Raw genomic sequence first — 1,690 nt, forward strand, 5'->3', positions numbered from 1 at the left:
GTTGGACGAAGCCGCTACCGCGGAGAACACCCCGCTGAACAGCCCCCGATAAAACAATTAAAATTTAACCTCAAGCCCTCATCAGAGGGATCGTTTATCATCAAACAATGAGGTTGCCAAACAATGACATCATCCGAAACAGAGTTCAAGCAAAACTATCAAACGCATCTTAAACACCTAAAACTCAAAGGACTCCAGCCCAAAACAATAGAGGCTTACTCCCGTGCCATGCGGCGCATCAGCACTTATTTCGACTATCACATTAACGATCTGTCCGAACCCCAGTTGACCGATTATTTCAGCGATTTGCTGGAATCCCATTCCTGGAGCAGCGTCAAACTCGATCTGTACGGCCTTAAATTCTTCTATAGTTACGTTTTGAATAAACCCTGGTCGGAGCTTAAGTTGATCAAGCCGCCAAGGGCGCAGCGTTTGCCGGACATTGTCACCGTTGAGGAAGCCCGGCGGCTGTTCACGATGACTCATACCCTCAGTTACCGGGTGTTCTTTTTTACGCTTTACAGCTTGGGTTTGCGCCTCGGCGAAGGCTTACGCCTAACGGTGGCCGATATTGATGCCGAGCGGCAGCGGGTGCATATACGCGATGCCAAGGGCAACAAAGATCGCTTGGTGCCGTTGCCGACGGCGACTTTAGTCTGCTTGCGCCGCTTCTGGCAGGTGCATCGCAATCCGGTGTTGCTGTTTCCCAATCGCCACGGCGGTCTCAAGTCGGCGCATTTGGCTACCACGCCGCTGGATCGGGGCGGCGTACAAGCGACGCTACGCCAGGTCGCCCAAGACTGCGGTATAAAAAAAAGATTACCCCGCACAGTCTGCGTCACAGCTACGCCACCCATCTGATCGAAGCGGGCGTTGACCTGCTTGAAGTCCAGAAAATTCTCGGTCACCACAGTATCCTGACCACCGCCCGTTATACCCATCTGACCGACACCACAAACCAGCAAGCCGACCAGTTAATCAATACGTTGATGAATGGCTTTGCCATCGACTGGCGGAGGATCAAATGATGTTGCTTTCGTCGATCATCCAAACCTTTGAAGCCGATTTTCTGGCGACTTATCAGAACGCGCTGTTGCCCGGTCAGCGCAAAGCGTTGGCCTCCCAGAAACAGTGCCGCACCACGCAAAGTCCGGTGATGCTGGCGCAATGCGACGGCTGCGAAAAACAAGTCTTCATCCCGCATTCCTGCGGCCATCGCAGTTGCCCCCATTGCCAGCATCATGAGAGCCAGCAATGGTTGGAACGGCAACTCAAAAAACAAGTACCCGCCGAGTATTTCTTGTTGACCTTCACCTTGCCCGAAGAACTGCGTCCTTTGGCCTGGCAACATCAACGTACACTTTATGACTTGATGATCCGTTGCAGCTGGGAGACGCTCAAAACCTTCGCGCAGAACGATCCGCAATTGCAAGGACAGGCCGGCGCCATCAGCGTACTGCACACCCATTCGCGCCGGCTCGATTATCACCCGCATGTGCATGTGGTCATGCCGGCGGCGGCTATCGATGCCGATGAACGGTTGTGGCGGACGAAAGCCGGCAAAGCCGGCAAATCCTACCTGTTCAACCACAAAGCCTTGGCGAAAGTGTTTCGTGCCAAGCTGCTTACGGCCATCCGGGAAGAGGGCCTCGAGCTTCCGGCCTGCTACGACCCACAGGGAAGTGGGAAG

The 1,690-nt window shown here is 54.0% G+C and carries 1 protein-coding gene and 1 pseudogene; both read left to right on the forward strand.

Annotated elements, in window-relative coordinates:
- Positions 1-123 precede the first annotated feature (123 nt).
- Positions 124-1,028, forward strand: a pseudogene (locus B0F88_RS19075) (tyrosine-type recombinase/integrase).
- Positions 1,025-1,690: IS91 family transposase (locus B0F88_RS19080; RefSeq protein ID WP_146083375.1), on the forward strand; the 666-nt coding region annotated here is incomplete at its 3' end. The pseudogene B0F88_RS19075 and the gene B0F88_RS19080, both read left to right, overlap by 4 nt.

The sequence above is a fragment of the Methylobacter tundripaludum genome, from assembly GCF_002934365.1.
Classification (GTDB): domain Bacteria; phylum Pseudomonadota; class Gammaproteobacteria; order Methylococcales; family Methylomonadaceae; genus Methylobacter_A; species Methylobacter_A tundripaludum_A.